We start from the raw sequence: 20,538 nt of genomic DNA on the forward strand, positions 1-20,538 counted from the left end.
AAAATTATGTCAATGTCAATCCCCATCACTATTCGAATTAGCAGTCCTGCAGAAGATGCCATAATTGCCCAGCATTTCTACCGCATGTGGTGCGACCTAGGCGTGGATGAAAACGACATTCAACCCGACTGGCTCACCATAGGGCTGGAGTTTATCGATCAGGCCCGGCGCACCCTCAACTACCAAGCCTTTGTCGCTGAGGCTGAGGGAAACATTGTGGGCTCGGTCAGTGGACAGCGCTTTACCGGGCTGTATCCCCCAGTTTTGTCACCCACCCATCGCCAGTACGGTTACATCTGGGGCGTTTATGTGGAGCCTGCCTACCGCAATCAGGGAGTTGCCACCCGGCTGACCCAGCTAATGGTGGAATATCTCCAAGAAATCGGCTGCACCAAAGCCGTGCTCAATGCCGCCCCCCAGGCGCGGTCGCTCTACCAAAAGCTGGGCTTTAGCGAGAGCAATCTGATGGAACTCAATCTCGTATCCCAGGAGGGCTAGATGTCGATTGCCTTACCGATTGCTCTAATTTCTGAGTCGGCTAGGCTGGCCGACTATCAGGCGCCATCGACGGTAGTGGATAGTGAGCACCCGGTCATTGCTGATCGGGCGCGATCGCTCACCACAGCGGCCACTTCACCCGTAGAGCAGATCAAGCTTGTCTACGAGTGGGTGCGCGATGCGATCGCCCACACCTATGACATCCAAGCCGAACTCGTCACCTGCACCGCCTCCGAAGTGCTGGCCCAGGGCCACGGCTTCTGCTTTGCCAAGGCCCATCTGCTGGCGGCCCTACTGCGCCACTGCGGCATCCCCACCGGGTTTTGCTACCAGCGGCTCGTGTTTGACGACGCCCAGCCCACCCGCTATACCCTGCACGGCCTCAACGCCGTCTACCTAGCCGAGCTAGACCGCTGGGTGCGGCTCGATGCGCGGGGCAATAAGCCTGGGGTGCAGGCCGAGTTTGACAGCGATCGCGAACAGCTCGCCTTCCCCATCCGCCCCCACCTCGGTGAAGTTGACTATCCCACCATCTACACCCAACCCAACCCTCTAGTCGTCACCGCCCTACAAACCCACCCCACCGCCGCCGATCTAATTGCCCACCTGCCCGCCGTCCTCTAGCCCATCCACCCCTTACCCATCCATTCCTATGTCCCCAGAATCCTTCTCCCCCACCCCCCGCACTCAAGTCAAGCGCCTTCCCCAACGGGCCAGCTACGATCGCCCCCAGGCCCACGCCATTCTCGATGAAGGGCTAGTCTGCCACTTAGGCTTTGTTGCTCAGGGACAACCCTTTGTCATCCCCACCGCCTACGGTCGCATGGGCGATCGGGTCTACATCCACGGCTCCCCCGCCAGTCGCCTGTTGACCACGCTGGAGCAAGGGGTGGAGGTCTGCCTCACCGTCACCCTGCTCGACGGGCTGGTGTTGGCGCGATCGGCGTTTCACCACTCGATGAATTACCGCTCGGTGGTGCTGTTTGGCACCGCCACCCGGGTAGACGATGCCAACGAAAAACTGACGGCGCTTAAAGCTTTTACCGACCACGTTGTACCTGGCCGTTGGGATGAAGTGCGCCCGCCCACCACCTCAGAATTGGTGGGTACCCTGGTGCTGGCCCTGCCCATTGCCGAGGCCTCGGTCAAAGTGCGCATCGGTCCGCCCCTCGATGCCGCTGCCGACTATGCCCTACCGGTCTGGGCAGGGGAAATTCCCCTAGCGGTCACCGCCGCTGCCCCTATTACCGATCCCCAGTGCTCGCCGAAAGTCGCTATTCCTGACTACGCCCAGCGCTATCGGCGGGGATGATGTGTTGATAAATTAGCTTTTGGGCGTGATCAAGAATCGGTATTGTTCCCACATAGTATTCGCTTCACGCCCTTTTTCTTACCTTCTTTAACCCCTACACAAAATTTAAATATATTCAGCTATTTCTAGGCAAAAAGAGCTACCAGGTCAAGATTTCTCTCTTCCAAAACATCGATTCATCTCTACAACAAACAAGAAGGCACTGTATGTAATCACAGCCTAATCAATACAGGCTGCCTCACCCTTTTCTTGTGAGCTAAGATTTGAGTTTTGTCCTTGGCTAGATAGCTTTTCACGAAGCCCTACCATGCGGGTATAGGCTTGCCAGTTAGCTGCTTTGCGCTTTAGTTTTTCCTTCAGCGGCTTAGCAGCCAAAGCGTAGCCGCCATCAGCCCCATCGACAAAGTGAACTTCATGCCCACTGCGCTCAAATACCAGACACGTCATCAAAGCTCGATCTGAAACATGTATGCCATAGACAAGATTGCCTTCGCGCGATTGAGTCTCAAGGTAGTCGGTCAGCTTTTCTCGCTGATTGGTATCGCCTGAGATGATCATCCGCAACATGTCATCAAATTTTTTGTAGTCACTGGCAGCCTGAACCAACTGCTTATACGAGCCCCAGTTGACACCGCCAGCTTTAAGATTAAACCGCATATAGATCGAACCCAAAATGTTATCGATCTTAAGGCTCCAGATATAGCGCCAGCGAGATAGCCAGTTGGAAGGCTGCGATCGCAGCTTGGCTTGGGGAAGCAGTTTCTCAGTTTTTAGGGATAGATTGAGATTCTGTAGCCCAACTGGATGAAAGTCATCCTCAGTGCCATAGATCTCTTGGATCTTCTCAAGCACATCGTGATACAAGGCATTATTTGCCGCTGGGCTATGGGCGGTTGCTAGCACCAGCAGCGTAACCGTTTCCCATACCTGCTGGCAATATCTTGCCAGCGACACTCCAATCCTGCCAGATTCGCCTCGGAAATTTTGGCATCACTGATTTGATAGCGACCAGCCGTTTCAGAAGATTTCACTAATTCCGTTGCGTAGTTTAATCCCCCGCCGACAAAAACAGCCTGGTGATACTGCTCTGCCACCTTGAGCTTTGCCAGCTTCACCTCAAACTCTGCTTGGCTAGCCGTTGTCACTGGAACAATTCCCACCCGTAGCTCAAGGTTAAATTCCCTTTGGGCTAGCTGTTGCAGGGCTAGCAGAGGCGACTTTACCTTCTCTAACACAGTAGGGGGAATTAGAAGAGAAGCCCCATCTCCGCCAAAAACATAGGGAATCTCCAACGGTTTGACAGCGTTGAGTACCGCTGCAATAGAAGAAGCGCCTAAGAGATTGACTTCTTTATAGCGACCGGCCTCAATGGCCTCCGTAGAACCCCTAACATCCGCGATGATGATGTACCAGTCACTTGGTACTGGCAGCAGATTGTTGGCATCAATCGCACTGAGCAAATTGTCTATGGCAGGAAGGTTGGCATAGAAACGTTCTGTAGACATACTTTTGAGCAGATGCTGTGTGAACAGAAGTTCCAGAAAGGCGCTCTGTTGGATTGACTAGTTAAGTGTGCCCAGATATACAACAAAAACACCTCTTTTCCCTTCACGCACAAGCGCATTGGTCACCAAGTTGAGTCAAAACAGAACAAATTTATTGAAGCTAGAAATTGCTAGGCTATCTCCATCCAACAAGATTGGCAATTGGTCGTCAAATGGCTGAGCAATGGCTCAATACCACAGAGCGAACCCTAAATCGTGACAAAAATCTAACTTTTATAAATACCTTCGTTAAATCTTCGCTCATAACGTTTTTGAGGCTATAACTTTACAAAAAGTATGCACAAAATTTATACCGAAAAAAGTCGTCTACAGCTTTACATTCTGTAGACGACTTTCTAAAACCTTGACTCAAGGTGTATCGGTGCTTTTGCTTTTACCCAGCAACTTTATACATTCCCTTTTATGCGAACTAAAAAGGAATGTCGTCGTAGCTGGGGGCAGGGGTGGACGGCGGTGGGGTTGCTGGAGCCGCCGGGGCTGCCGGACGAGCGGCTGCCGGACGGGAGGCCGCCGGACTAGGCGTGGCTACAGGAACTGCAACGGCAGCCGGAGGGGCCATGGGCATGGTGTTGAGCTCACCCACTGCGTAGATGCGCTGCACGGTCATTTCGACCTGCTTTTCTTTGTAGCCCTGGGGGCTATCGACCACGTTCATGGCTAGGCGGCCTTCTAGCAGCACTCGCTGGCCCGCATGGTACTGGGCCTGAATGTCTTGGGCTAGGTTGCCCCAGCCGACCACCTTCATCTGCGAGGAGGGGTCGCCCTCTTTTAATCCTGGAAACTGCACCACAAACTCGGCCACGGGAGTTTGATTGTCGGAGGTGTAGCGCAGCTGGGGCGACTGCACGATCTCGGCCATTAGTAGGCAATTGTTCATAGCGGCATGGGCTCCTTGATCCCCTGTTCTTTCTCAATGAAGGTTTGGACGTGCTGCTGGTATTTGGCCAGGGTGCAGTCGAGCCATTCGCGGCTCTGGCTGTTGCCGTAGATATGTACCAGGGGCTCGCCCGCGTCGGGCAGCACCAGCACCCAATCGTCGGGGTTGTCACCTAAGATTTTAACGCCGTCGATCAGCTCTAGACGCTCGGGCGGGTTATCTTCTACCAAATAGCGCATCAGAGCACCTTTCACCGTCCAGGGGCAGCGCAGGGTTTGCATGCGGTAGGCCATACGGGGCAGGTCTGACCAAATCTGGCCGAGCGATCGCTGCTGTAGGCTCAAAATCTCAATCAGCTTGGCAATGCAGAACATGGCGTCAAAGCCGGGGTGCAGCTCGGGGAAGATAAAGCCCATTTCGCCGCTGCCGCCCAGCACCACGTTGGGGTTGCTCTGACAGGCTTCCATCAGGGCCGTGGGATTGGCCTTGGTGCGAATCACGCGCCCGTCGTGGCGGCGGGCAATGTGCTCGATCGCTCCTGAGGTGTGCACCGGCACCACAATGGTGCCGCGGGGGTTGGTAGTCAGCATCATGTGGGCCATCAGCGAGGTCAGCACTTCGCCGCGAATGCGGGTGCCCACCTCATCGACCAAAATCAGCTGTTCGCCGTTGGCCGACACCTGGGCTCCAAAGGTGGCCCGCAGCGCTTGCACCACCTGACCAAGCTGGCTGAGCATGACCTCGCGCTCGTCGTTGGAGAGGGCAACCTGACGCAGGCTGGCGTTGAGCACCACTGCGTCGCAATCAAACTTGCCAAGAATCTGGGGCAGCACTGCCCCGGCCACAGCGTAGAGGTAGTCGATCACCACCTTGGCCTGGCTATTGGTCACGGCCTGAATATTGAGGTGCTTCTCAAAGGCGGTGGTGTAGGTGGAGACGACATCGGTGGGGTTGGTGACGGTGCCGATTTCGTGGACGGGCGATCGCCGCAAATCTTCCTTAAAGTAGGCACCCTCGATTTTCTTCTCTTTGCCCTTAGAGATATCGATGCCCTTCTCGTCAAAGAATTCAATCAGCACGTAGTCGGGGCGATCGGGGTGCAGCCGCACGTGAATGCCTCCGGCAACGCCCATCGCCGCCAGCATGCTGCGGGCCACCGGAATTGCCGTCGCCTCAAGGTTTTGGATATTGATGCCAACGGACATCAGGCCCGCGATCAGCGATCGCGACACCATGCGTGAGATGCTGCGCTGATCGCGCGACACCGTAACCTGGGAGCCGGGCTTGAGGGTAGAGCCGTAGGCCGCCCCCAGCTTGACCGCAAACTCGGGGGTGATGTCGATGTTAGCTAGCCCAGCCACCCCCCGCTGGCCAAACAGATTGCGCTGCGCCGTGTTGCCCCAGATAAGGTTGATGTTCAACGTTGCACCTGACTCGATTTGCTTGCTCGGCCAGACTCGCACGCCAGGGCTGATTTGCGCCTCTTCGCCCACCGAAGACAAAGGACCGATCACCGCCCCTTCCAGCACGTGGGAGCGGCGGTCAACCCGCGCCCCTCGGGCAATGGTGCAGGCCCGCAGGTGCACTTCATCGCCCACAATCGCGCCATTCCAGACAATCGGTCGCTTGAGGTCGGCATCGCAACCGATGGTGATGTTGTCACCAATCACGGTGCCCGGTTCGAGCACCGTGCGGGCACCGATGCGGCAGTTGTTGCCAATCATCACCGGCGGCTGAATCTGAACCGTTGGATCTATCTGGGTATTGTCACCGATCCATACGCCGGGAGATGTCTCAGGGTATGCATAATTGACCACCACTTTGCGGTACAGGGCGTCGTATTGGGCCTCGCGGTAGGCCTCCAGGTGGCCGACATCACACCAGTAGCCGCTAGCCACGTAGCCGTACATGGGTTCCCCCTTCTCCAACAGCAGGGGAAACAGATCCTTGGAGAAGTCAGACTCTTCGTTGTCGGGCAGGTAGTCGAGCACCTCGGGTTCGAAAATATAGGTGCCAGTATTCACCGTGTCAGAAAAAATTTCGCTGGTGGAGGGCTTTTCTAAAAACCGCTTGATGCGCCCCTCTTCGTCGGTGATCACCACGCCAAACTCGATCGGGTTGGGCACCCGAGTCAGCACCAGAGTAGCTTTAGCGCCCTTTTGCCGGTGAAACGCGATCGCCGCACTGAGGTCAAAGTCGGTGACGCTGTCGCCGCTAATCACCAAAAACGTGTCGGTGAGCAGGTCGGCAATATTCTTGACGCAGCCCGCCGTACCTAAGGGCTGGTCTTCTTCGACGGCGTAGGTCATCTGCACGCCAAAATCGCGGCCATCGCTAAAGTAGTTGCGCATCACATCGGGCAGGTAAAAGAGGGTGGCGATCACCTCATCAATGCCGTGGCGCTTGAGCAGATTGACGATGTGTTCGGCGATGGGGCGGTTAAGGATCGGCACCATGGGCTTGGGCAAGTCACAGGTTAGAGGCCGTAAACGGGTTCCTGAACCACCGGCCATTAGCACTGCGCGCATTAGAGTCTCCTTGCTGCGTAAACATTCCTGATGGGGTTGCCCCAGCTCTAGCTAGGGCTCTCAACCAAACACCGAACACAACCATCGACAGGGATATCCATAACATTACTCCGCCATTGATCTACTCAAAGATAGATTAGAGTAAATGTACACGATCTATGCTTTACCGCGAGTGAGATCTGTTTCGCCCTGCCACGACCGTTCTCTCGCGCCGCGTCTTGGGAGCAAACGTTTGAAAAAGTGAGGCAATGGCGGGCAACCAGGAGCAACGTTGGTATTGTAGAAGCATAGGTGAACCGGGTAGAAAGGAGCAGTGACTATGGGTACATTGATCGCGCTTTTGTTAGCCGTTATCTATGGCGGCGGCGCTTTTAAGTTTTGGACAGGGTTCAACCGCACCAACTTTACCGATGGCAGGGTTAAGTTCACTCTGCTGTGGCCGCTGTTTTTGGCCCTTAACAAGTCGTACCGCCAGAACTTTAGCCGGGCTCTGAAAGGATGAGCCGCCTGCCCGCCGCCGACCCCTCCCCGTGGGGCGCCCAGGTGCAGGCTGTGGCCCGACGCTACGACCACGAGTTTGGCGGCAAGGCATTCGACCTACCCCCCGAGGTAGAAGAAATGGCGGTGTTCCAAGACTGGATTGCCGGTACGCTGACGCCGCGTATTTCGACACCCTTCTGGGAGTCGGTCAAGCCCCGCAAGCGCGATCGCTGCCTGGATATCGGCTGCGGCATCAGCTTTTTGATCTACCCCTGGCGAGAATGGGAGGCACTGTTTCAGGGCCACGAAATTAGCTCGGTGGCTTGCGCTGCGCTAACCGCTCGCGGCCCTCAGCTCAACTCGAAGCTGTTTAAGGGCGTCACCCAAGGCCCCGCCCACCGGCTGGAGTATGAGCCTCACACTTTCGACATGGCGATCGCCACGGGCGTCAGCTGCTACTACCCCGCCGACTATTGGGCCACGGTGCTGCAACAGGTGAAAAAGGTCCTCAAGCCCGGCGGCTGGTTTTTGTTCGACGCCATCAACCCCGAAGCCGAGCTGGCCGAACCCTGGGCCATTCTCGAAACCTACTTAGGAGCCGAGGTGTATTTAGAAGACCTCGATCGCTGGCCTGCCCTAGTCAAAGCCGAAGGCGCACGGGTTGTTTCTACCAAAGACTATGAGCTGTTTCGCCTCTTTAAGGTGAAGTGGGACGCTTAGTTTGCGCTACCATTAGCGGCGACATTTGGTCGAGAGGTCGCGCATGGGCTTGGGTTCGGGAAACGCCAAACTGGGGCTAGGACTGCTGCTGTTAGCGCTACTGGGTAGCTGCAATCGGGGCGCTGAGGTCTCCGACGCAGCATCGGTTGCAGCCGAGAGCACGCCTACGGCTGCAACCGATGCTGCGGCACTAGCGGAGGATGGCGGCTATCGTTCGACGCCCATTGACCCCATTCGCACCGCTCAGCTGGTGACCCAGGGGGAGGGATCACAAGTGAATCTGCGATCGCAGCCCACCACCCAATCTGACTCGCGAGGCTATGGCCTTGGCGGCGACGTGGTGACGCTGCTGCGCCTGGCCGAGGGCGAAGGGGGCCTGAGTTGGTACTACGTCAAGTTTGCTCAATCCGAAGCCGAGGGCTGGGTACGAGGCGACTTTATCGACACCAGCGCCCAGGTTGCTGCGCCGTCTCCCACCGTTGAAGAAATCACCACTGGCCCCTGCGGAGACAACCGACCGGAGGCGTTTTTTGAAACTAAATCCTTTAATATTCACCTGTGCCAAACTCCCCAGGGGCTGAGCTACATCGGCACCAACAAAACCAACAACAAAACCCTCACTACCACCGACGTGCGCGATAGCCAGGGTACCTACATTGCCATCGACGGCAACCAGCAATACCACGTTAGCGATCAGGCCCTAGCGGTGTACCAGGTGAACGGCGGTAGCTACGACCAGCTCGAAGGCGAAGACGTGATTCGCCACGAGCGGTTTTTGTACTGAGGCAGGTTTTGCGCGATCGCGGGCTTACAACTGCTGACAGCCTGGGACTGTAGAGGTCTCAGGCTATCTGAGCTATCTAGGTTTAGCGCTTAGGCCACTGCTAGCTTAGTCGCAGTTGAAAATTGAGCAGTCGAGGGTAGGTATCAGACAGGGAGCGGCGGCGGCAATGCTGCCTACAGCGGCAGTCAGGGCCAGGGCAGAAACGGCTACTAAAGAAAGTTTTTTGAGTCGAGTAAACTGCTTCATGACGGTGGGTCTCATTAAATAGGAATTGAAACTGAAAAGCCTCCTAATGAAGCTGTATGAACTATGCTACCCCGGCGGGATCTCATCCCGCGCCGGTGCCCGATCGGGTGGGGCCAAATCCACCGGAGCTGGGGAATAGGGGTCTTCATATTCCTGGGGAGGTTGAGTCTCAAATGCCTCTGGTAGAGGTTCAGTCTCAAATTCTCCTGGGGGGCTGAGCGGGGCGGGGGTGGCGCCGCTGCCGCCAACGGGGGCCACAGGCTGAGCCATTTCGGCGTGGATGGTTTCGGTCATGCGGCGGATGAGCTCGCTGGCGCGGCCGTCGTTGGAGGGGCGCTGCACCAGTACGGCTAGGGCGTAGCGCTTGCCGTTGGGCACATCGACTAGGGCCACATCGCCCAGCATGGCCTCGATATCGCCGGTTTTGTTGGCTAGCAGTGAGCCATCGCGAATGCCAGAGGGAATCAGGCTTTCATTCTCGGTGCGCTGCATGATGCTGAATAGGCGATCGCGCGACCTGGGCGTCAGCAGCCCCCCCTGGTCAATCAGGGCCATCAGCAGAGTCAGGTCTTTGGCGCTGGTGGTGTTGGTGCCGTCTAGGTCAGGCAGAGCGTTGCGCAGCACGGTGTGCTCTAGCCCCCAGGCGGTAAAGGTCTGGTTGAGCGCCTCAATGCCTCCCAGGGAGGCAATCATCATGTTAGTGGCGGTGTTGTCGCTGGTCACAATCATGCGAGTGGCGATGTCTAGGGCGGTGTATTCGGTGCCCACCGCTTCACCGCGCAGGGTGCCTGAGCCGTTCGCCATGTACTCCTCTTGCAGGGCCATGGATTGGTTAAGGGCTAGAGTGCCCGCGTCGACCTGCTGCAAAAAGGCCACCAAAATTGGCACCTTAATGGTGCTAGCCGAGGCAACGGGTTCGGCTCCGCCCAGGTCAATATACTGGCCCGAATCAAGGTCGACAGCAAAGCTGACCGGGGTGAGACCCGGAGTCAGGGTGGCCAGCTGCTCAAGCTCGCCCTTGAGATGAGAAATTTCGCCGGTCAGGCGCAGATCGGCCACGGTGGCAGCGGTGCCCTGCACCAGAGAACCACCAGCGGCGCGACCGGGCTTAGCCTGGGCGGCGGCGGGGGTAGCTTCTCCAGGGGCGGCCACGTTGCTGGGACTGAGCACCGATAGCAGGGTGCCGGCGATCGCCGCTACTCCCACACCCAAAATAATCAACCGAATCAGGTAGAGCAGCGGCAGGGGCGGGTTAGCCAGCCGTCGCCGGGCCGTCGCCGCCCGCGATCGTCGGGGCGGCAACGAACTGTCGCCTGCGCCGCCAGGGCTAGCCGCCTCTTCCAGCACACCAGGGGCCGATAGGCCAGCCCGCTGGGTTAGGGGAGCAGTGGGGGCGATCGCCGCGCGCCGAGACTGAGGACGTAGGGGGGTGACGTTGGGGGGCAGGGCTCTGGCGACGGTCTGCCCTCCCGCTGGGGCGATCGCACCGTTGGGATTCAAGGTGCTGGGGTGAATGCTGTGGGGGTGCATTTGCAGCGGCGGGGCACCAGGGCGAGGCGGGCTCGGCGGAGCCGCCTGAACCACGCGAGCCGGGCGAGGCTCAAAGATCCGCCCCTTGGGGGCAGCGGGCTTGGGGCTGCTGGGCTGGGGCTGGGCTGGACCCCGGCGGAAGGTTGGCAACGAAGCGTTGCGAGCGGTGGAGCGAATGACCGGCTCGTCGGGCTCCACTGGGGCTGAGCCAAAGTCGGGGGCAAGCTGCTGGTGCTGCCGCCACTGGTTGCGACGGCGGGCCTCGGGCGACGGGCGCTGCTGCCCGTCGTTGCCCCAGCCGCCGGAGTCAGCTTCGCCCGGCAGCTGAAGCCCGTCGCGACCAGGGCTAGGCCCGGGGTTCGACTCTCCCCAGGGCGAGCCCGCCGGAGGACGGCCTGCCGAAAATGGATTGCGAGGATCGTCGTACTGTGCCATTGTCTTTCGCCCTGTGCCTTTCGCCCTGTGTGCCCGTTCACCCGTCTGTCGCTGCGATCGAGGATTAGTCGTTCTTGGGAGCCTGGCTGGCTGCCCAGTTGATCTGCCGCAAAACGCCCCTAAGCATAGCCAATTCTTGGCGATCGGGACCGGCTCGATGCAGCAATCGCCGCAGTTTAGCCATGCGGCTTGCGGCGGTATGGGGGTAAAGATAACCGATTTTCAGCAAAACGATTTCCAAATCTTGATAAAAGCCCTCTATCTGCTCCAGAGGGGCCAAATGCCCCGTCGTCGCCGCCACCCCCACGGCCGGAAACGCTGCCCCTAGCGCCTCAGCCATTGCCACCCGATGGAGCAAGTAGGCACAAACCGCCACCGCTTGGGCCAGATTTAACGACGGATAGCTGTCGCTGGCCGGAATGCGCACCCAGCGCTGGGCATAGATCAGCTCGTCGTTGCTCAGTCCCCGGTCTTCGGGGCCAAAAATCAGGGCGGCGGCAAAACTCTTGACTGGCGTAGGGGGCAGCAGCCAGGGCAGAGCGGTCTCCGGCAGCTCTAGGGGCTGATCTTGACGGTGCAGGCGGCCGGTGGTGGCGATCGCCCGCTCACACCCCTCGATCGCCTCAGGCAGACTCAACACCGTAGTCGCCGCCGCCAGCACATCGCCGCCGTGCACCGCCATGCGCTGGGCCTCCTCCGAGGCCGGGTCACACTGAGGATTGACCAGCACCAGCTGGCGCAGACCCATGTTCTTCATAACCCGCGCGGCGGCACCTACGTTCAGCGGCCCTGCTGGCTCGACCAAGACGATGCGAATGTGATCGAGCTGCCAAATGCCCATGGCTGAAATGTCTGTAGTGTTGGCAGTCCCCCATAGTAGCGGCTGGCGACCGGTTGACAACGGGTCGACCAGCCGAGATTGGGAGAACTCAGAGAACGGTGAAATTCTATCCACCGACGGCGCTTGTTGGCCTGCCCTGCCCGACCCGTCAGTAGGATTAGGGGTGATCTGCGTGAGCTAGGCCATCCCATGGTTAACCCTTTAAAAGTGCTGTTGTTCGAACCCTATTTGACCCTGCGCGACTGGGTTAAGCCCGCCCAGGAGCCTGCCCTGCTGTCGGGGGCGTTCGTCAAGGGCATCAACTTGGGTGGTGAGGCGGTGGCGATCGGGGGCGATCGCTGGCAATCCTACACAGAGGCTCTGGCGGCGGGGCTAGTTACGCCGGGAGCCACTGCCGCCAACAGCTACCTCGTCCCCAAACCCTACGCCCGCCGGGGAACGCGCGCCATGCTGAACTCCGTTATTTTCAAAAAACAAATTCTAGAAATTGAGCAACCCTTGCCCAACGACAGCTACGACCTCTACCTGTGGATGATGGAAAACTACCAAACCCACTGGCACACCCTAGAGCTGCGGGTGGCCGGTCGGTCGGTCGCTCAAGGAATTGGCTATCTGCCGTTTCGAGGTTGGGCGCGCTATGGGCCTTACCCCACCACCGTAACTGACGGTCGCCTGCACCTCAGCCTGACCACCAGCGATCCCAACATTGATGCCCACCTCATGGGCATGAGCCTGCACAAATGCCTCTAAATGCCTCTAGACGCCCTGGCCACGCATCCCTCGCCCCGCCATCCCCTTCCCTAGGCTGTCTCATCCTCAAACCGATAGCCCACGCCGGTCACAGTTTTGACAAAGGTAGGCTGCGACGAGTCGGGTTCAACCTTTTTACGCAGGCGGGCAATGTGGGTATCGACGACGCGCTCGTCGCCAAAGAAGTCCTCGCCCCAGAGTTTTTCGATCAGGTGGTGGCGGCTCCAGACCCGGCCGGGGTAGCTCATGAAGGTGGACAGCAGGTCAAATTCTAAAGGGGTGAGATCGAGCAGTTCTAAGTCACCAGAGTCAAGCTGGCGATGGGCGGTGCGCTGGTCGAGGTCGAGGCTAAAGTGAGCCGTGCGGTAGGTCTGTGCGGGGGCCTCCTGGCTGTGGCGCAGGCTGCGGCGCAGCAGGGCTCGTACCCGGGCCACCAGTTCCCTGGGGCTAAAGGGCTTGACTAGATAGTCGTCGGCCCCAGTAGACAGACCAATAATGCGATCAATTTCTTCACCCCGGGCGGTGAGCATGAGAATGTAGGGGTCTTTGGCCCCGGGCCCCTGGCGCACGCGGGCGCACACCTCCAGACCGTCGAGCTTGGGCAGCATGACGTCGAGAATCATCAGATCGGGCTGGAGAGTCTGCTGGTAGCGCAGGGCAGTTTCGCCGTCGTCACAGACTTCACAGGTAAAACCCTCTTTTTCGAGGTAAAGCCGAATCAGGCGGGCAATTTCGGCTTCGTCTTCCACAATTAGAATCAGCACCGCGATCTATCACCCCAGATATCTTGTCCCAGAATATCAACCTTGCACTAGCATACTCACTAAGGAAGTCCCTGCCCCACTTGGGTTAGTCCTTGGGCTAGACCACAGACTGGGCGTTGGGAGCAGCCGCAACAGTACAACTCAGGGTTAAGCCTAGGCTTGGGAGCATTTTAAACAACCTGGGGTTCTCCGCCTGGGTTGTTCGGTCTGGTCGTTCACGCTTTGGAGCACTACAGCTTGGGGCAATATCCATCGGTACGCTATGACCTCACTATCACCCTCCACCCACACGGGCTTTGAACCGCTGCAGCGGGCCTTTGCCACCTACCTCAAAAAGACGAAACTCCACCCTGGGCTGACCCTCGACTGTTCAGAGCGGGCGGGGCGGCTGCTGCTGCTGGCGGAGCACAAGGCCCCGGAGGCGGATGCACCTAGGGCTTTACTGAAGGATCTGGAGTCAGCGTTTCGGGAGCTGGTGCCAACGGTGGGGTTGCCGGATGCCGACTGGGCAGCGGTCGATGCTCTAGCGGTGCGGGTTTATCTCAAACTCAAGTCGGTCGCTCAGCCCTATGCGATGCACACGTTCACCTGGCACCCCCAGGATGCGGTACAGGCGATTTTTCCGGCAACCGCTGCCCCCCCTGCGATCGATACGGCTGTTGAAGTCGAGGCGGATGATCTTGAGATTGATGCTGCCGCCGGTGGCCGCCCCGACGATCTGGGGGCCTTTGAGCTGGCTGACGTTGGAGCCGTTGACCCCAACGTCAGTGCTGCCGAGGCCAACGCCAGAACGGATTCTTCTGGAATTAGATTTAGTGATGCGGCCCTAGCGCTGCCCGATGCGGCGGTGCAGCCCCCCGCAGGGCCAGGGTGGGGACAGCGCAGCCGGAGTTGGGCTCGCCACGGGCTGCGATCGCTGCGGGACTACTGGAGCTATGGCCTAGCGGGGCTAATTTTGGTGGGCAGCGGGGCCTTTGCCTATGCCCTGTCGCGCCCCTGTGTAGTTGGGAGCTGCGATCGCCTTGCTGAGGCCACCGAATACTATGAGCTGGCCCAAGCTACTCTGATCGGCAATCCGACCGGCGACGACCTGGCCACGGCCCAGGCCGACCTCCAAACGGCGATCGATATGCTCACCCCCATTCCCACCTGGTCGACCTACTACGACACAGCCCAGAGCGACCTGGCGCGCTACGAGGGCAACATTGTCTTCCTCAACGCCATTGTTCGCGCCCAGGCGTTGGCCAATGAGGCGGCTAACCTGAGCCAATCGCCGCCCCACCCTGTGGAGCGATGGGTTAAGGTGCACCTGCTCTGGCAGCAGGCGATCGACCGGCTCAGCACCGTTTCTGTCGACAGCCCAGCCTTTGACTACAGCCAGCAAAAGCTGCGCGAATATCGGGCCAACTACAGCGCTATCGGCCGCCGCATCGTGGCCGAAGAGGAGGCCGAGGCCAACTTTAACACCGCCATTCAAACTGGCGAGCTGGCTCGTCAACGCATGGAAACCGCCAACTCCCTGGCAGGTTGGCAACTGGCCGCCAAGGAGTGGCAGGCTGCCATCAACGGACTGTCGCTGATTCCCCAGGGCACCGTGGTCTATGACGAAGCCCAGGCTCAGATTAAGGATTACCAGGGGCAGCTCAACCGCGCCAGCAGCCGCTCTACCTTGGAAGAGGCCGGCGCCCAAAACTATCACCAGGCGGTGCAGGCTGCCCGCAGCGCCGCCGCTGCCGAGGCCAAGGGCCAGTGGACCCTAGCGGTGACCCAGTGGCGTCAGGCGGTGGCCAGCGCTCGGCAAATTCCCGCTGACACCATCTTGGCGGCGGAGGGCGGGGTGCTGCTGGAAACCTACCAGCCGGCCTTGGCCAACGCCCAAAATCGCCTCCGCACCGCCGTGGCGCTGCAAACGCTAACCACCAACCTAGCCCAGCTCTGCGAGTTTTCCGCCACTCCCTGCACGGTGCGTGAAGATGCCAGCCAGATTCGCGTGGTGCTCTCTAGCCAGTACGCCGAGCCCCTGCGCCAGGCCATTACCCCACCGGCAGCGGACGGCACCTTTGCCTTTACCAATCAGCTCAACTCCAACTCCCAAAAGCTGATTGAGCAGATTATTACCGCCAGTCACCAAGTTGACCGTCAGGTGGCCGTATACGACGCCCAGGGTGGGTTTGTGGCTCGTTACCGGCCCGACCTGGGTGGGTTTATCAGAAATTAGGGCAAATCTATGCAACCACGGGAGAGGCTACCTTAATCTGGTTTTTGCCGTTGTACTTAGCCGCGTAGAGGGCCGCGTCGGCCAGTTGATAGCTCTGGGTAACGCCCTGGTCAGAGGTAAAGCCGCTGATGCCAATGCTGACCGAGACCAGTGGGCAACGGCTGGGAGGCTGGAGCTGGGGCATAGTGATCTGCAAAATCTCTTGGCGAATGACCTCGGCCTTATCTAAGGCTTCTTCGGGCAGGCAACCCACCATGAGCAGGGCAAACTCGTCACCGCCGATACGGGCAGCCAGGTCAGTGGTGCGAATCTGGCGACTGAGCACCTGCCCGACGGCCTGAAGCAGCTGGTCGCCTACGCTGTGGCCGTAGGTGTCGTTAATGTCTTTGAACCCGTCGAGGTCGAGCAGCATGAGGGTGTGCCCCGTTGCCCCGGGCTGATAGACTAGGGCCGTTAGGGCGGCCTCTAGCCCCCGACGGTTGGCAATGCCGGTGAGGGGATCTTGCTCTACCAGCGCCCGAATGGTGACCAGGTCCTTGTGGGTGTTGAGCAGCTGCGGCACCAACCCTTTGAGTTCCCAGGCAGTGTAGAGGCTAATCATGGCGGTAATCCAGGTCCAAGCGCCTTCGAGCCAGTAGTTGGTGTGCCAGATGTTCCACACACGCAGGCAGTGGCCAATGCCACAGCTAAAAATAAAGGCCGCAAAGAGCAGCAGCACCGGCCGAATCTGGGTGTCGATGTGCTGTCGGTTCAGCAGCAGCAGCAGCGGAATCGAAAAGTAGGCTATTGCTACGGCTAAGTCACTAACCACATGCAGAGACGTCAGCTGGAGATCCCACAGGAAACACGACCCGTGGGGCATAAGAGCAATCATGGGAAACACAATTAAGGGAACAGGCGTTACACCTGCGGTAGGTAGTTGGGCTTACCGCTAATGCCATGCCACCACTGCGCAAAACGGCACGGCAACATTGTGTAACCACAGACCTTCATACCTTTACCAAAAGACTCTGGGGCGGCAAGGGTATAAAGCCCTAATCAGTCAGGGATTTTCTCAGTACACTACTGGATGCCCCTAGAATTCCCCCCATGACATTATTGCAAACGCCTCTCTATTCTGCCTGCGTCGAGCAAAAGGCGCGCATGACTGAGTTTGCTGGCTGGTCTATGCCTGTGCAGTTTAGCGGCATCAAGCAAGAGCACCAGGCAGTACGGCAGCGGGCTGGGCTATTCGACATCTCTCATATGGGCAAGTTTGAGCTGCGAGGGCCGGGCGTAATTGCTGCCTTACAAACCTTAGTGCCCTCTAACCTGGGGCGACTTACCCAGGGCCAGGCCCAGTACACCGTGCTGCTCAACCCCAAAGGCGGTATTGTCGACGATTTGATCGTCTACCTCAAGTCATCGCCCGCTGGCTCAGGGACGGGTTTGGAGACTGTGGCGCTGATTGTCAATGCTGCCACCACCGACAAGGATAAAACCTGGCTGCTGGAGCATCTGGCGGGTACAGGGATAGAGCTGGTAGATGAATCGCGCGATCGCGCCCTAATCTCCATCCAGGGGCCTGCCGCCGCCGCCCTGCTCCAGCCCCATGCAGCCCTCGACTTGAATGCTCTGGGCCGCTTTGCCCACCGAGACACGGCCCTACTGGGGCAGTTGGCCTGGGTTGCCCGCACCGGCTATACCGGTGAAGACGGCTTTGAAATTATGACTGACCCCGACATCGCCCTGGCCCTATGGCAGACCCTGATCGAGACCGGTGCTGCCCCCTGCGGCCTCGGGGCGCGCGATACCCTGCGATTGGAGGCCGCCATGGCCCTCTACGGCCAAGACATCGATGACACTACCAGTCCACTGGAGGCGGGCTTAGGTTGGCTGGTGCACCTAGACGAAAAGGGGGATTTTATCGGGCGCTCGGTGCTTGAGCAGCAGCGAGCCGAGGGTGTCAGCCACCGCCTGGTAGGCTTGGCCATGGCGGGCCGCCACATCGCCCGCCACGATTACCCGGTGATCTACCAGGGCGATCGCGTCGGCACCGTCACCAGCGGCACCCTCGCCCCTACGCTCAATATCCCCATTGCCCTGGCCTATGTCGCCGCTCCCCTGGCTAAGGTGGGGCAGGCCCTTGAGGTCGAAGTGCGCGGTGAACCCCAGGCAGCGACGGTGGTGAAGCGGCCGTTTTATCGGGCGAAGTGAGGAAGTGAGGGGGTGGGGAAGGTAAGGGAGATGAGGCGGTGGGGGAGGTGAGGAAGGAAAGTTTGAATGTTGAATGTTGAGTTTTGAATGCTTTTAGAACTCTCTTCCCATCTCCACTCACTACCCCTTCACCCCCCACTCCCTACCCATCCACCCATCCACTCATCTCCCCATTCCCTGCTCCAAAACTGCTGACTCGTGGCACACTGACACTGGATCTATCAACTCTGCACGGTAGCTGCGCTACAAACTACTCTTCCTGGGGCGATATGAGGTTACGCCATGGCATTTGAATATCCCGAAACCCTAAAGTATCTCGACAGTCACGAATATGCCCGCGCCGATGACGACGAGGGCATTGTCACCGTGGGGATTACCGCCTTTGCGATCGACCAAATGGGGGACATTGTCTTCTTGGAACTGCCTGAGATCGGTGACAGCGTCGAAAAAGGTGAAAAGTTTGGCACGGTGGAGTCGGTCAAGGCGGTAGAAGAGCTGAAATCGCCGGTTTCTGGCGAGGTGCTAGAGCGCAACGAGGCGCTGGTTGAAGCGCCCGAGCAGATTGGCGATGACCCCTACGGCGACGGCTGGTTGGTTAAAATCAAAGCCACCGACCTCGACGATCTCGATGACGCCCTCACCGCCGACGAGTACAAAGACCAGGTGGGCGGCTGAGGCATTGCGTTTATTCAAGACATGGCTATACTAGGGCTGACTTTCACTGCGCCTCTAGCTGGGCGGGTTTAATCCTTCCATTGGCTAGCAGCGAGCCACTCTCAGGAAGCGGGCATGGCTTCGGACCAAGACACCTCTGAGCGACCAATTTATCCAGGGCCAACCCATGGGTCTTCTCGACCTGTGCCGCTGCCCCCGGGGCTCCCCGTTCGCGAGCCAGGGTCGCCTCGCTATGATCCCCTGGCCGAACTGCGGCAGCGGACCGATCACGGTGCCGTGGTGGCTCCTGCGGCTCCTGTGCAGCCGCGGCCGCGTCGTGCCCTGGTGCAGCGGCTGGCAAAAACCTGGCCAGTCTGGTCGGTAGGGGTTCTGGTACTGGTGTCTGGGGTGGGGGCGATGTCGGCCATCAGCCTGTTTCGGATTCCTAACTTGCCTAACTGTCGGGCAATTTTTTGGCCGACCGCGTCGGCAACGACCCGGTTGCAGTGCGCCGAAGCCTACGCCGAGCAGGCCACGGTGGAGGGTTATTTAGAGGCGATCGCCCTACTGGAATCCCTACCTTCCGATCACCCGCTGCGAGGCGAGATCGACCTGCGCATTGAAGACTGGTCTGAAAAGATTTTGGCGCTGGCCGAAAACACGTTTCAGGCGGGCGATTTAGCTGAGGCGATCGCGATCGCCCAGCGCATTCCCAACCACACCGCTGCCGCCCAGCTCGTCAGCCAGCAGGTCAGCGACTGGAACCAGATCTGGAAAGAGGCTGAAACCATCTACCAGGCCGCTGAGGCTGACCTCAAGGCGCTGGCCTTTCAGGATGCTTTCGCCAAAGCCATTCAGCTGCTAGACGTAGACAACACCCACTGGCAAACCACCAAATACGACGAGCTGACCGCTAAAATTACCGCCGCCCGCGAAGATCTCAACACGCTGGGCAAGGCCAAAGAGCTAGCCCGTCAGGGTACGCTCAAAGCCATGCAGGAGGCACTGAAGATCGCCCAGAGCATCGATAGCAAGAGCCCGGTCTACGCTGAGGCGCAGACGGTGATTCGCCAGTTTGGGCGCGATCTGCTAGATATGGCTGAATCTGCCCTAGAGCGGCGCGATGCCGAGGCGGCGGGGCAAATGCTAGAGGCAATTCCAGCGGCGCTGAACATGGGAGCCGAAATTGCTGACATGCGCACGCTGATCGACGCCACCCAGCTATCGTGGCAGGGCGGCATTAGCGGACTGGAGGGAGCCATTGTGCGACTCCAAAGCATTGGGGCCGATCGCCCCCTCTACAACAAGGCCCAAGGCCTGATGCGTCGCTGGCAGGAGGAAGTAGAGGGGCGATCGCAGCTAGAGTGGGCCCGGCAGGTGGCGACCCCCGGCACCATCGCCGACCTCCAGGCCGCCATCATTGAGGCCCAAAAAGTGTCCAGCGCCAACCCCGCCTGGGATGACGCTGAGGATCAAATTAGCCGCTGGCGGAGTCAGATCGAAACCAGCGAAGATAGGCCTATTCTCAGCCAGGCGCAGCAGCAGGCCCAGGTGGGGGATTTGGCTGGAGCGATCGCCACCGCCCGTCAGATTGGCTCTGGCCGCGCCCTCTACGACGAAGCCCAGGGAGAGATTAGCCAATGGCGGGCCGACCTCCAGCGGGCCGAAGACGGTCCTCTGCTGGCCCAAGCTCGCCAGCTCGCCGCCCAGGGTCGATTAGCTGAAGCCGTGGCGGTAGCCTCGCGTATTGGCTCAGGCCGCGCTCTGCACAGCGATGCCCAGGCCAACATTCAAACCTGGCGAGGTCAGCTCCAGGGGCAGCAGTTGTTACAACAGGCCTACCAGGTGGCTCAGTCGGGTACCGTGGGTGCCCTAGTGGATGCGATACGGCTGGCTCAGCAGGTGCCCGAGAGCAGCTCCCAGCGGGCCGAGGCCACCCAAGCTCTCACCCGCTGGAGCTGGGACATTTTGCGCCTAGCCGAAACCGAAGCTGTGACCAACCCCAGCCGGGCGATCACCCTAGCCGAAGCCGTGCCCGCCCAAACTGAAGCCTATGCCCAAGCCCAGCTGCGCCTGCGCGAGTGGCGCGCCGCCCTAGAGCCTCAGGGCGGCATGACTATGCCCTAGGGTGATTTTTATG

Annotated in this window: 19 protein-coding genes and 1 pseudogene; 12 read left to right on the top strand and 8 right to left on the bottom strand. The window is 59.2% G+C overall.

The features are described 5' to 3' along the window. Positions 1-6 precede the first annotated feature (6 nt). The 3 genes from H6F59_RS00825 to H6F59_RS00835 are packed head-to-tail and all read left to right on the top strand — an operon-like array spanning position 7 to position 1,810. The gene (locus H6F59_RS00825) at positions 7-498 is read left to right on the top strand and encodes a GNAT family N-acetyltransferase (RefSeq protein WP_190694359.1); all 492 of its coding nucleotides are present in this window, start codon (positions 7-9) and stop codon (positions 496-498) included. Continuing rightward, positions 499-1,122 (top strand): transglutaminase family protein, encoded by a 624-nt coding sequence (locus H6F59_RS00830; RefSeq protein ID WP_190694360.1) that lies wholly within the window; start codon positions 499-501, stop codon positions 1,120-1,122. Positions 1,123-1,150: 28 nt separating this feature from the next. Continuing rightward, positions 1,151-1,810, top strand: a complete 660-nt coding sequence (locus tag H6F59_RS00835; RefSeq protein ID WP_190694361.1) for a pyridoxamine 5'-phosphate oxidase family protein — start codon at positions 1,151-1,153, stop codon at positions 1,808-1,810. Positions 1,811-2,029: 219 nt separating this feature from the next. Here H6F59_RS00835 and H6F59_RS27480 read toward each other — a convergent pair. The 3 genes and pseudogenes from H6F59_RS27480 to H6F59_RS00850 form a co-directional block, all read right to left on the bottom strand. Continuing rightward, positions 2,030-3,315, bottom strand: a pseudogene (locus H6F59_RS27480) (DUF3095 domain-containing protein). Between the two features lie 469 nt (positions 3,316-3,784). Beyond that, positions 3,785-4,252, bottom strand: coding sequence for a single-stranded DNA-binding protein (locus H6F59_RS00845; protein ID WP_190694362.1), 468 nt, complete (start codon positions 4,250-4,252; stop codon positions 3,785-3,787). Then, positions 4,249-6,780: a mannose-1-phosphate guanyltransferase gene (locus H6F59_RS00850; protein WP_190694364.1), complete on the bottom strand. Its 2,532-nt coding sequence runs from the start codon at positions 6,778-6,780 to the stop codon at positions 4,249-4,251. Before H6F59_RS00850 ends, H6F59_RS00845 begins: the two co-directional genes overlap by 4 nt. Before the next feature lie 319 nt (positions 6,781-7,099). On the opposite strand from H6F59_RS00850, the gene H6F59_RS00855 reads away from it, so the two are divergent. Genes H6F59_RS00855 through H6F59_RS00865 form a run of 3 tightly spaced genes read left to right on the top strand, consistent with a single transcriptional unit; the run spans position 7,100 to position 8,764 of the window. Beyond that, positions 7,100-7,282 carry a hypothetical protein gene (locus H6F59_RS00855; RefSeq protein WP_190524301.1) on the top strand — a complete coding sequence of 61 codons (183 nt, stop codon included), beginning with the start codon at positions 7,100-7,102 and terminating at the stop codon, positions 7,280-7,282. Next, on the top strand, positions 7,279-7,980 hold the full coding sequence (locus H6F59_RS00860; protein WP_190694366.1) for a class I SAM-dependent methyltransferase: 702 nt from the start codon (positions 7,279-7,281) through the stop codon (positions 7,978-7,980). Before H6F59_RS00855 ends, H6F59_RS00860 begins: the two co-directional genes overlap by 4 nt. Before the next feature lie 43 nt (positions 7,981-8,023). Continuing rightward, entirely contained in the window at positions 8,024-8,764 is a 741-nt protein-coding gene (locus H6F59_RS00865; RefSeq protein ID WP_190694368.1) for an SH3 domain-containing protein, read from the top strand. A gap of 105 nt (positions 8,765-8,869) precedes the next feature. On the opposite strand, the gene H6F59_RS00870 is transcribed toward H6F59_RS00865, so the two are convergent. The 3 genes from H6F59_RS00870 to H6F59_RS00880 all read right to left on the bottom strand — a co-directional run bounded on the left by H6F59_RS00870 (position 8,870) and on the right by H6F59_RS00880 (position 11,816). Continuing rightward, a complete protein-coding gene (locus tag H6F59_RS00870; protein WP_190694371.1) occupies positions 8,870-9,010 on the bottom strand; it encodes a porin in 141 nt (46 codons plus the stop codon). Positions 9,011-9,076: 66 nt separating this feature from the next. Then, positions 9,077-10,975 carry a serine hydrolase gene (locus tag H6F59_RS00875; RefSeq protein ID WP_190694373.1) on the bottom strand — a complete coding sequence of 633 codons (1,899 nt, stop codon included), beginning with the start codon at positions 10,973-10,975 and terminating at the stop codon, positions 9,077-9,079. Between the two features lie 64 nt (positions 10,976-11,039). Further along, positions 11,040-11,816: an RNA methyltransferase gene (locus tag H6F59_RS00880; RefSeq protein WP_190694376.1), complete on the bottom strand. Its 777-nt coding sequence runs from the start codon at positions 11,814-11,816 to the stop codon at positions 11,040-11,042. On the opposite strand from H6F59_RS00880, the gene H6F59_RS00885 reads away from it, so the two are divergent. Together H6F59_RS00885 and H6F59_RS00890 are read left to right on the top strand one after the other, a co-directional pair. Beyond that, positions 11,815-11,997: a hypothetical protein gene (locus H6F59_RS00885; RefSeq protein WP_190694378.1), complete on the top strand. Its 183-nt coding sequence runs from the start codon at positions 11,815-11,817 to the stop codon at positions 11,995-11,997. The two genes, H6F59_RS00880 and H6F59_RS00885, sit on opposite strands and share 2 nt — an antisense overlap. Before the next feature lie 8 nt (positions 11,998-12,005). Continuing rightward, positions 12,006-12,566: a hypothetical protein gene (locus H6F59_RS00890; RefSeq protein ID WP_190694380.1), complete on the top strand. Its 561-nt coding sequence runs from the start codon at positions 12,006-12,008 to the stop codon at positions 12,564-12,566. Between the two features lie 50 nt (positions 12,567-12,616). Here H6F59_RS00890 and H6F59_RS00895 read toward each other — a convergent pair whose 3' ends face one another. Next, positions 12,617-13,330 (bottom strand): response regulator transcription factor, encoded by a 714-nt coding sequence (locus H6F59_RS00895; RefSeq protein ID WP_190694382.1) that lies wholly within the window; start codon positions 13,328-13,330, stop codon positions 12,617-12,619. Positions 13,331-13,592: 262 nt separating this feature from the next. On the opposite strand from H6F59_RS00895, the gene H6F59_RS00900 reads away from it, so the two are divergent. Continuing rightward, the gene (locus H6F59_RS00900) at positions 13,593-15,548 is read left to right on the top strand and encodes a hypothetical protein (protein WP_190694384.1); all 1,956 of its coding nucleotides are present in this window, start codon (positions 13,593-13,595) and stop codon (positions 15,546-15,548) included. A gap of 7 nt (positions 15,549-15,555) precedes the next feature. On the opposite strand, the gene H6F59_RS00905 is transcribed toward H6F59_RS00900, so the two are convergent. Continuing rightward, positions 15,556-16,422 (bottom strand): GGDEF domain-containing protein, encoded by an 867-nt coding sequence (locus tag H6F59_RS00905; protein WP_190694387.1) that lies wholly within the window; start codon positions 16,420-16,422, stop codon positions 15,556-15,558. A gap of 215 nt (positions 16,423-16,637) precedes the next feature. On the opposite strand from H6F59_RS00905, the gene gcvT reads away from it, so the two are divergent. From gcvT to H6F59_RS00920, 3 genes are all read left to right on the top strand, one after another. After that, positions 16,638-17,744, top strand: coding sequence for a glycine cleavage system aminomethyltransferase GcvT (gene gcvT / locus H6F59_RS00910; RefSeq protein ID WP_190694390.1), 1,107 nt, complete (start codon positions 16,638-16,640; stop codon positions 17,742-17,744). A gap of 282 nt (positions 17,745-18,026) precedes the next feature. Continuing rightward, positions 18,027-18,419 (top strand): glycine cleavage system protein GcvH, encoded by a 393-nt coding sequence (gcvH, locus tag H6F59_RS00915; protein ID WP_190694392.1) that lies wholly within the window; start codon positions 18,027-18,029, stop codon positions 18,417-18,419. A 114-nt stretch (positions 18,420-18,533) separates the two neighbouring features. Next, a complete protein-coding gene (locus tag H6F59_RS00920; protein ID WP_190694394.1) occupies positions 18,534-20,525 on the top strand; it encodes a chromosome segregation ATPase in 1,992 nt (663 codons plus the stop codon). Positions 20,526-20,538 lie beyond the last annotated feature (13 nt).

This window comes from Nodosilinea sp. FACHB-141, assembly GCF_014696135.1.
Lineage (GTDB): Bacteria > Cyanobacteriota > Cyanobacteriia > Phormidesmidales > Phormidesmidaceae > Nodosilinea.

Bases quoted from the DNA above. Each gene is read 5' to 3' on its own strand.
- H6F59_RS00825 (WP_190694359.1), top strand. From the start codon at position 7: ATGTCAATGTCAATCCCCATCACTATTCGAATTAGCAGTCCTGCAGAA.
- H6F59_RS00830 (WP_190694360.1), top strand. From the start codon at position 499: ATGTCGATTGCCTTACCGATTGCTCTAATTTCTGAGTCGGCTAGGCTG.
- H6F59_RS00835 (WP_190694361.1), top strand. From the start codon at position 1,151: ATGTCCCCAGAATCCTTCTCCCCCACCCCCCGCACTCAAGTCAAGCGC.
- H6F59_RS00845 (WP_190694362.1), bottom strand. From the start codon at position 4,252: ATGAACAATTGCCTACTAATGGCCGAGATCGTGCAGTCGCCCCAGCTG.
- H6F59_RS00850 (WP_190694364.1), bottom strand. From the start codon at position 6,780: ATGCGCGCAGTGCTAATGGCCGGTGGTTCAGGAACCCGTTTACGGCCT.
- H6F59_RS00855 (WP_190524301.1), top strand. From the start codon at position 7,100: ATGGGTACATTGATCGCGCTTTTGTTAGCCGTTATCTATGGCGGCGGC.
- H6F59_RS00860 (WP_190694366.1), top strand. From the start codon at position 7,279: ATGAGCCGCCTGCCCGCCGCCGACCCCTCCCCGTGGGGCGCCCAGGTG.
- H6F59_RS00865 (WP_190694368.1), top strand. From the start codon at position 8,024: ATGGGCTTGGGTTCGGGAAACGCCAAACTGGGGCTAGGACTGCTGCTG.
- H6F59_RS00870 (WP_190694371.1), bottom strand. From the start codon at position 9,010: ATGAAGCAGTTTACTCGACTCAAAAAACTTTCTTTAGTAGCCGTTTCT.
- H6F59_RS00875 (WP_190694373.1), bottom strand. From the start codon at position 10,975: ATGGCACAGTACGACGATCCTCGCAATCCATTTTCGGCAGGCCGTCCT.
- H6F59_RS00885 (WP_190694378.1), top strand. From the start codon at position 11,815: ATGGCTGAAATGTCTGTAGTGTTGGCAGTCCCCCATAGTAGCGGCTGG.
- H6F59_RS00880 (WP_190694376.1), bottom strand. From the start codon at position 11,816: ATGGGCATTTGGCAGCTCGATCACATTCGCATCGTCTTGGTCGAGCCA.
- H6F59_RS00890 (WP_190694380.1), top strand. From the start codon at position 12,006: ATGGTTAACCCTTTAAAAGTGCTGTTGTTCGAACCCTATTTGACCCTG.
- H6F59_RS00900 (WP_190694384.1), top strand. From the start codon at position 13,593: ATGACCTCACTATCACCCTCCACCCACACGGGCTTTGAACCGCTGCAG.
- H6F59_RS00905 (WP_190694387.1), bottom strand. From the start codon at position 16,422: ATGATTGCTCTTATGCCCCACGGGTCGTGTTTCCTGTGGGATCTCCAG.
- gcvT (WP_190694390.1), top strand. From the start codon at position 16,638: ATGACATTATTGCAAACGCCTCTCTATTCTGCCTGCGTCGAGCAAAAG.
- gcvH (WP_190694392.1), top strand. From the start codon at position 18,027: ATGGCATTTGAATATCCCGAAACCCTAAAGTATCTCGACAGTCACGAA.
- H6F59_RS00920 (WP_190694394.1), top strand. From the start codon at position 18,534: ATGGCTTCGGACCAAGACACCTCTGAGCGACCAATTTATCCAGGGCCA.